Genomic DNA, 7,918 nt, shown 5'->3' with positions numbered 1-7,918 from the left:
TCAACCCAACCTACGCTGTGGCCGATGTTACGACCAAGCCCCGATTTTTCTATATGTTGGTTGACAAAAAGCAAGTTCCTATCCTATTAAGGAAAGAGATCTATAATGGTCGTTGTATTTTTGTTTGTTTTCCCCTGACCTGGGCCAAATGAGGCTCCCCAAATGAGGCTCAGATCCCGATAATAATAAGAGCGGCTTATGTCTGATTTCACCAACCATATTTATCAAAAAATTGTCGGGATATGGTTAATGGTGCTCTTCTTCTTTTGCTCTTTTTGTCAGGCAAATGATTTGGATTTACAAAAGGCCCGGTCGTATACCGGAAAAGAAGACATTAAAGGCTGGGTAATGAGCGAAAAACTGGATGGAATACGCGGATACTGGGACGGCAGGCGCCTGTTGACCCGAAAAGGGCTGACCCTTCATCCGCCGCCATGGTTTATCAAAAATTTTCCTGCGTTTGAATTGGATGGCGAGTTGTGGAGCAAACAAGGGGATTTTGAGTTTGTTCAGTCTGTGGTGCTTGATGCCGAGCCGAGCTCGGGGTGGGAAAAAATTAATTACCATATTTTTGAGGTGCCTAACCAGAAGGGGGCTTTTTTTCAGCGGCTTGACATGGCAAAAGAGTGGTTCACATTTCATCCTAACCCCTATGTCAGGGTGCTTCAGCAGACTTTGATCCAAAGTAGACCGGATCTGGACCGGTTTTTTCTTGAAGTGGAATCAAGAGGCGGTGAAGGCGTTATCGTAAAAAATCCCAATATGCCCTACCATACAGGCAGAAGCGCATATGTTCTCAAGGTAAAAAAAAACCGGGACATGGAAGGCCTTATTATCGGTATTAACAAGGGAAAAGGCAAATATGAAAACGCCATGGGATCGCTCACGGTGAAACTGGAAAACGGCGTCATTTTTAAATTAGGGACCGGGTTCACGGATCTGATTCGCAATAACCCGCCTGCCGTTGGGACAACCGTAACGTTTAAATATCATGGATTCAGTAAAAACGGAGTTCCGAAATTCGCCTCTTTTTTAAGAGTCCGGAAAGACTGATTTCCAATAAACAGCCATGGGCGATGCCTGGCAGTTGATATGTCAGATCAGACCATGGCTGTTATAACAAGGTGGACCCTTTTTTATGGAGGCGTTTATGGAGCTGGAAAATGAAAGAAAAACCGTTGTGCGTTTTGGTCTTAAACTGGTGACATCAGGATTGACCACCGGTACCGGTGGGAATTTGAGCGTTGTTGACCGAAATAGGGGAACAGTGGCCATCAGTCCCAGCGGGATTGAGTACGCGGTATTACAGCCCCGGGACGTTGTCCTCACCGATATGCAGGGACGTGTCATTGATGGAGAGGCCAAGCCTTCAAGCGAATTAGGTTTTCACCTTTCCCTCTATCACCGGCGCAAGGATGTCCAGGCCGTTGTCCACACCCACTCCCCCTATGCGGTTACCATGGCCTGTTTGGGATGGGAAATCCCGGCAGTTCATTATCTTGTCGGGTTTGCAGGAAAAAAAGTACCTCTGGCGCCGTATGCCACTTTTGGTACACCGGAACTGGCTGAAATAGTGGCCGAATATATTGGAAATTATAATGCCGTGCTGCTTGCCAATCACGGACTTGTAGCAGTTGGCAGCAGTATGGACACTGCTTTTGCCGCTGCCGAAGAGATTGAATTTGTCGCCCGGATTTATTATCAGACCAAGAGCATCGGACATCCAGTCATCCTGCCGGATGAAGAGATGGAGATCGTTCTTGAAAAGTTCAAGACCTATGGGCAGAAAAAAATGGGTGATAGTTGTTGCCGTTGACGATCGGTTTAACAAAGCTCCGGGCCATTGCCGGGACAATGTCTTTTTCTGACAGGGCCTTGCCTTTGGCCTCTTTGAGATCCTGCGTGGTCGGCATATACAGAACATCACACAGCGCTCTGAAAATATTTTATGAATTTTTACCAGCGAACATGCATAGGATTGTCTCCTCCAGTTTATCAATACATATCACCGGTTTGCCAAAAACCTGATCTGCAACATTGGAGAGTTGAATCATATCTTCTGATTTTTCATATTCAGGAGAGCCTGTACAGATGATAAAAACCATATCAGGATATATTTTTGATGCGTTCTTGATAAACGTCTCGCCATCCATGCCGGTCATACGGATATCTACGATAGCCGCGGAACAGGCCTGGGTCTTGAGCAGTTCAAGAGCGGCTTCACAACTTTCCGAATCAAAAACCAGCCAATCCCGGTCTTCAAAATAGTCAATAAAACTCTGTCGGATATAGATTTCATCATCAACGACTAATATGCTTTTTTTAATTTGTTCCATTTTTTCCCCCAAGGTTGCTTAATTCTTCACGAATGGCCAATGTTAAGGTTTGTCTTGGGACCGGTTTGTGGAGATATCGGCGAATACCCATTTTAGTGGCGTCCTTTTCAGTAAACGATTCATGAAATCCTGTGCAAAGTATTATCGGCATATCTTTTTTAAGCGATAAAATTTTTTCCGACAATAACCTGCCGTCCATATTGGGCATACTCATATCGGTAATTACCAGGTCAAAGGCATTGGGTTCTTTGGCAAACGCCTTATAAGCGGATATGCTGTCAGTAAAACCGGATACGGTATATCCCATACTGGAAAGTATTTGCTGGGTGGAATCCAGAAGAGCTTGTTCATCATCAACAAGCAGAATACGTTCCGTCCCCTCGAATGCCTTTATATTGTATTCGGGTTTTGTGCATTGATCCAGGGGTGAATTGAATACTGGAAAAAAAACGTCGACAACCGTTCCCTTACCGATTCGGCTGTGAACTTTTATCATGCCCTTATGTTTTTTAACGATGCTGCTGACTACGGCCAAACCCAGTCCTGTGCCATGGGAGACTTCTTTGGTTGTGAAATAGGGCTCAAAAATCCGATCTATGACGTCTTCATCAATACCGCATCCGGTGTCCTTTATTTGCAAAGTGATATATTCACCGAGAGGAGATCCCTCTTCCAGGTCTTCTACGGAGAGTTCAGCATTCCTTAAAGATATGGATAAGGTTCCGCCGGCGTCCTTCATGGCATGATATGCATTGGTGCACAGATTTATAATCACCTGATGAATCTGGGTCGCATCAGCCACAATCATATCTTTGGCGTCAATTTTTTCAATAATATGGATGGTCGAAGGAATGGAGGAGCGAAGGAATTTAACAGCCTCTTTAACAATTAAATAAACCTTCAATGGTCTCATTTCAGACTCAGCCTGCCGGCTGAACGTCAGAATCTGGGAGATAATTTTACCGGCACGCCATGCACCTGCCATCACCTGGTCGATATATTTTCGGGCCTTTTCATTTGTACCAATGGCCATTTTGGCCAGTTCCGCATAACCGATAATGCCCGAAAGGATATTATTAAAATCATGGGCAATCCCGCCGGCAAGCGTGCCGATTGCTTCCATTTTCTGGGCTTGTTGAAGCTGAATTTCTTTTCTTTTAGACTCCTGAAAAGCCTTAATGGCCCGTATGGTCTCGCAACAATAAGATGAAAGGATGGCGCCAATCTCTTTATCCTGGTCAATAAAGGGGGGTGTTTGTTTGTTATAAAGCGTGATAATACCAATGGGATTGCCAAAATCTTCCCTTATTGGGAAGGCAAGAAATGAACCATTTGAATATCCGGGCCATCCGCTAGGAAGATATGTGTTTTCTTTTTCAATGTTGTGGACAAGAAGCGCCTCTCCCTGGTCCAAAACCGTTTTGAATACAGAGTCCTCAGGTAACGGGAAGGGGATAAATTCCGGTGTATGCTCGGAAATAAGTGAATGCACCAGTCGCAGTCCATTTTTTTCAAGCAAATACAAACTGCCGCCGGTCGCCGTCATATGGGCTGCAAATTCTTCAAGCACCTTCTTGCCGAAATGTTCCATCTCAACGCAAGCGTGCAACCGTTGTGTGGTTTCGACAATTTTATGCAACCGCTCATTGATGTTGGATAAATGTGTGTTGGCATTTTCAAGTTCACGGGTTCTTTCTTTTACCATTTTTTCCAGATTTTCCTGGTAGTCTCTGTTTTCTCGAATCAATCTGGCCTTTTCCAGGGCCAGATTGATCGAATGATCCAATGCGGTAAAATTGTGTATGGGCTTTTCGAGATAATCCCAGGCCCCATAGTGCAATGCCTTGACCACCTCTCCGATACAATTTGCCCCTGAAATAACGATCATGGGGAGATCCGGCATTATTTTTTTTCCTTGCCGCAAAACGTCAATCCCATCCATCTCCGGCATCCTTAAATCCAGCAGCACCAGATCGGGCTTTTCAGAGGAAATAAACCGCAGGCCCTGTTGTCCGTTTTCTGCTGTTATAACATCATAATCATTATCTTCCAGATAATCGGAAAGGCTTTGTCGGATATGCTTTTCATCATCAATTACAAGTACTTTCAATTGCCGTCCCCCCTTCTATCGCTTGATCTGTTCCAATGGTAACCGTATAATAAATGTTGATCCTTTCCCTAACAGGGAAACCACATCCATAGTACCGTGATGATTCTGCGTAATGATAAAATATGAAACAGATAACCCAAGTCCGGTTCCGATAGTTATATAAAATATCAATAAATATATATAGTTATCCTGTTTTATATATGAGGCTTGAGGACTATAGGCTCCCAAGTGCAGAATATTAAGAGAAGCGTTAATGTCAGCATCTAAAAATAAACCACAAGCACATTTGTAAATCTCTCCTTGACGATTCGACTTACAAATCACTCCCCATTCGGAAAGTTTTTTAAAAAAATGTAGATAAAATTTACCCGGTCTGTGAATAGATATTGTGACCAAACAAAAACAATTCACAGAAAGGATAAAGACACCTGGCATGACATCTACATACGCTGAATCTTCTCAAAATGCAAAGACCAAAAGGGCTTGATCATAAGATGGGCCACTTATGAGAAAACCCTGTTCAGGACATTATGAACCATTTGTAATTCCAGCGGTATTTTTCCGGTTCTGAGAAGATGCGCACAATCTGACCGATGTTATGATCAAGCCCTTTTCGCGAAATCCTTTGGCGAGTAGGCAGAAACCAGGCTCAGCCCATCAGTAGCATCCCGACGGAAAAAAAAAGCGCCAGACCAACCACCCAACCCTCTTTTCCATTGGTGGAAAACCTTGGATCCGTGCGGTTTTCATTGTAACACCTGGCCTGCATGGCAAGGGTCAGGTCATCTGCGGATTGAAATGTTTTTTTCAGCAGGGGCCAGGAGAGGTTGATAAGTCGCCGCACAGGATTTTTCCTTAAATTGCCGCACCGGGCATTGACGGCATGGGTCACTTCCCTGGCGTTATCGAGGATCAGGGGCATGAATTTCAGGGCCAGACCCACCATCACAGCCACCCGTTTTTCAGGAATAAAAGGAACAGGTTTGAAAAACCACTGGACAGCCGCCTTGATTTCCATGGACCGGGTTGTTGCCGTCAATATCAGCCCTAACAGCATGACGACCAGAAACCTTAACGCAACCAGGCTGCCGGAAGTAAAACCCTGGCGGGTCAGGCTGAATCCATGCAGGGTCACCATGGGATCACCGGGCGTGCCTGCCCACCGGCAGAAAAATATCAGTATTAAAAACAAAAGGAAGGCTTTCAGGGCCTTTACAAGCGTTGCCGGGCCCACCCCCAATTTTTTCAATATAAACATTAAAACGCACAAGCAGACAATATTCGCGGGCAATCCCGTCTTTAGTACAGGCGGGCTCAACAGGCAGACCAGAAGGCATTTGCACCGGACATCCAGGGTGTGCCATAAGGTGTTACCTGGACGATAAGAAAAAAGTGTCACCGTGCCCACGCCTGTGCCATGGGGGTAAACGGATTTTTTACGCCATATGATTCAAGACAGGGGGCAAGCAAGATTGGATCTCCTTGTTCCTTGATCCGTCCTTTGTCCATGATTACCATTTTAGTGGCAAACGTGATCACCGGTGCCACATCATGGCTGGTCATGACAATGGCGTGCCCGGACTGGTGAAGTTTTCGGCACAGTCCGGCCAGGGATAAAACAGATGGATAGTCCAGATTGGCAAACGGCTCGTCAAAAACAATCAGATCCGGTTCCATGACCAGGATGCCGGCAATGGCCAGCCGCCGCTTTTCCCCGCCGGAAAGGGTGGCAGGATTTCTGTCTCGTAAGTGGTCCAGGTCCAGCAGGGTAAGAACTTTATTCACTTTGCCATTAATCTCTTCCCGGCTCATGTTTAAATTTTCCGGACCAAAGGCGGTTTCATCAAACACGGTATCTGCAATGATCTGGGTATCCGGGTCCTGGAAAACCATACCGATTTTTTTGCGGGCAAAGGTCAGGTTTTTTTGAATATCCTGCCCGTTGAACAGAACCCGGCCGGTATCCGCCATCAACAGACCGTTGAAATGACGGATCAAGGTGGTTTTTCCGCATCCGTTTTTTCCGGCAAGCACAATGAAATCATCCCGGGATACGGTCAGACAAATCTCAAATATGCCTGTATCCCCCGAACCAAAGGCATGGGTCAGATGATCTGTTCTCAGCAATACGTTATCCATAAAACGCTTACAACCGGATCAGGGGACGAAGCTTTCGGGCGATTATTACTGCTGCAATCATTTTAACCACAGCACCGGCAAGAAAGGGGTACATGCCCGCAGCCAGGGCCTTGCTCCAGGAGACGGCCAGCACGCATTTCAGCCAGGGTACGCCGAACAGGTAAATCACCGCCATTCCGGTAATGGTGGCCACACTATCCCGGATCAGGCTATTTTTAGTGCGACCGGATATGACAGAGGTAAGGAATGCGGCAGGCAGATAAGAGAGAAGATATCCGCCGGTGGGGCCGACCACTTTTCCAATACCCGAAGTGCCGCCGGCAAATACCGGCAGTCCGGCAAATCCCATGAGCAGATAAACCGCCACGCACCCGGCAGCCCAGGCCGGCGGCAGGATCAAACCCGCCAGGAGGACAAACATGTTTTGAAGTACAATGGGGACAGGACCCACAGGTATGGCAATCATTGCGCCAATACTGATCAGGGCGATAAAAAGGGCTGAATATACAATCGGTTTTACAGAAACATCCATATGTTTACCATTCATCTCAGGTTATTTTTCACGAGTGAAAACAATCGCCATAAATAATTTTCCGGGTGATGCCGTCCCGGCCTTGGACAATGAGGGCACCGGAGTCATCCACATCCAGGGCCTTGCCCTCATACACCCGGTCATGGGTTTGAACCCTGACATCGCTGCCGATGGTGCCGGTCCGTTCCTTCCACCGGCTGATGATCCTGGCCGGATCAACGGTCGAAATCCTGGATTCAAACAGATCCAGGAACCGGGTCAGGATTTGTTTTCTGGACACAGATTTTCCCAGGGCTGTTTTCAGGGAAATGGCCTGGTATTGATTTGATTCCGGTTCATTGTTCACATTAAGCCCGATGCCCAGAAACAGGAAATTAACCATATCCGCCCGGGTTTCCATTTCCGCCAGCATTCCGGACAGCTTGCGACCTTTGAGAAGCAGGTCATTGGGCCATTTGACACGGACATCCAGGTCAAATAAGCCGGCCAGAACTTCGGCCATGCAGGTCGAAGCGGCAAAATTCATGGTCCAGGCCAGGGGAGGCGGCAAATCCGGTTTAAGGATCAGGGTAAACCAAAGCCCGCCCCGGGCAGAGGCCCATTGCCTGTTCAGTCGGCCCCTGGAGGCTGTCTGGACTTCGGCAATGACGCAACCGGCATGCTGGAGACCTTGCCGGGCTATCTTTCGGGCCTGGTCCATGGTAGAGTCAAGTTCCGGGAAATGGAAGATTCTGTCCTGAAGGTGCGTTGGGAAACAAACCGGGTACAGCAGGTTGCAGGTGTCCTGAAGTTGATAGCCCG

At 46.9% G+C, this 7,918-nt stretch carries 8 protein-coding genes; 2 read left to right on the top strand and 6 right to left on the bottom strand.

The window, feature by feature from the left end:
• Nucleotides 1–198: 198 nt before the first annotated feature.
• Together B3D59_RS15720 and B3D59_RS15715 are read left to right on the top strand one after the other, a co-directional pair.
• The gene (locus B3D59_RS15720) at nucleotides 199–1,053 is read left to right on the top strand and encodes a DNA ligase (RefSeq protein ID WP_286821842.1); all 855 of its coding nucleotides are present in this window, start codon (nucleotides 199–201) and stop codon (nucleotides 1,051–1,053) included.
• A gap of 97 nt (nucleotides 1,054–1,150) precedes the next feature.
• Nucleotides 1,151–1,816 carry an L-fuculose-phosphate aldolase gene (locus tag B3D59_RS15715; RefSeq protein ID WP_286821837.1) on the top strand — a complete coding sequence of 222 codons (666 nt, stop codon included), beginning with the start codon at nucleotides 1,151–1,153 and terminating at the stop codon, nucleotides 1,814–1,816.
• 130 nt (nucleotides 1,817–1,946) lie between these two features.
• On the opposite strand, the gene B3D59_RS15710 is transcribed toward B3D59_RS15715, so the two are convergent.
• The 6 genes from B3D59_RS15710 to B3D59_RS15685 all read right to left on the bottom strand — a co-directional run.
• Nucleotides 1,947–2,336, bottom strand: a complete 390-nt coding sequence (locus B3D59_RS15710) for a response regulator (protein ID WP_286821834.1) — start codon at nucleotides 2,334–2,336, stop codon at nucleotides 1,947–1,949.
• Nucleotides 2,323–4,446, bottom strand: coding sequence for a response regulator (locus B3D59_RS15705; protein WP_286821833.1), 2,124 nt, complete (start codon nucleotides 4,444–4,446; stop codon nucleotides 2,323–2,325). Before B3D59_RS15705 ends, B3D59_RS15710 begins: the two co-directional genes overlap by 14 nt.
• Nucleotides 4,447–5,095: 649 nt before the next feature.
• The gene (locus B3D59_RS15700) at nucleotides 5,096–5,845 is read right to left on the bottom strand and encodes an energy-coupling factor transporter transmembrane component T family protein (protein ID WP_286821829.1); all 750 of its coding nucleotides are present in this window, start codon (nucleotides 5,843–5,845) and stop codon (nucleotides 5,096–5,098) included.
• On the bottom strand, nucleotides 5,842–6,585 hold the full coding sequence (locus B3D59_RS15695) for an energy-coupling factor ABC transporter ATP-binding protein (RefSeq protein WP_286821828.1): 744 nt from the start codon (nucleotides 6,583–6,585) through the stop codon (nucleotides 5,842–5,844). The genes B3D59_RS15700 and B3D59_RS15695 overlap by 4 nt, the downstream gene beginning before the upstream one ends.
• Nucleotides 6,586–6,592: 7 nt before the next feature.
• The gene (locus B3D59_RS15690; protein ID WP_286821820.1) at nucleotides 6,593–7,117 is read right to left on the bottom strand and encodes a biotin transporter BioY; all 525 of its coding nucleotides are present in this window, start codon (nucleotides 7,115–7,117) and stop codon (nucleotides 6,593–6,595) included.
• Between the two features lie 28 nt (nucleotides 7,118–7,145).
• On the bottom strand, nucleotides 7,146–7,918 hold a 773-nt coding region (locus B3D59_RS15685), incomplete at its 5' end, for a biotin--[acetyl-CoA-carboxylase] ligase (RefSeq protein WP_286821817.1).

This window comes from Desulfobacter sp. UBA2225, assembly GCF_002348205.1.
Lineage (GTDB): Bacteria > Desulfobacterota > Desulfobacteria > Desulfobacterales > Desulfobacteraceae > Desulfobacter > Desulfobacter postgatei.
The sequence above is the reverse complement of the archived record's forward strand: the minus strand, read 5'-3'. Positions and strand labels throughout refer to the sequence as shown.

Excerpts from the sequence above, each read along its gene's own strand:
- B3D59_RS15715 (WP_286821837.1), top strand. The coding sequence starts at position 1,151 with ATGGAGCTGGAAAATGAAAGAAAAACCGTTGTGCGTTTTGGTCTTAAA.
- B3D59_RS15690 (WP_286821820.1), bottom strand. The coding sequence starts at position 7,117 with ATGGATGTTTCTGTAAAACCGATTGTATATTCAGCCCTTTTTATCGCC.
- B3D59_RS15695 (WP_286821828.1), bottom strand. The coding sequence starts at position 6,585 with ATGGATAACGTATTGCTGAGAACAGATCATCTGACCCATGCCTTTGGT.
- B3D59_RS15710 (WP_286821834.1), bottom strand. The coding sequence starts at position 2,336 with ATGGAACAAATTAAAAAAAGCATATTAGTCGTTGATGATGAAATCTAT.
- B3D59_RS15720 (WP_286821842.1), top strand. The coding sequence starts at position 199 with ATGTCTGATTTCACCAACCATATTTATCAAAAAATTGTCGGGATATGG.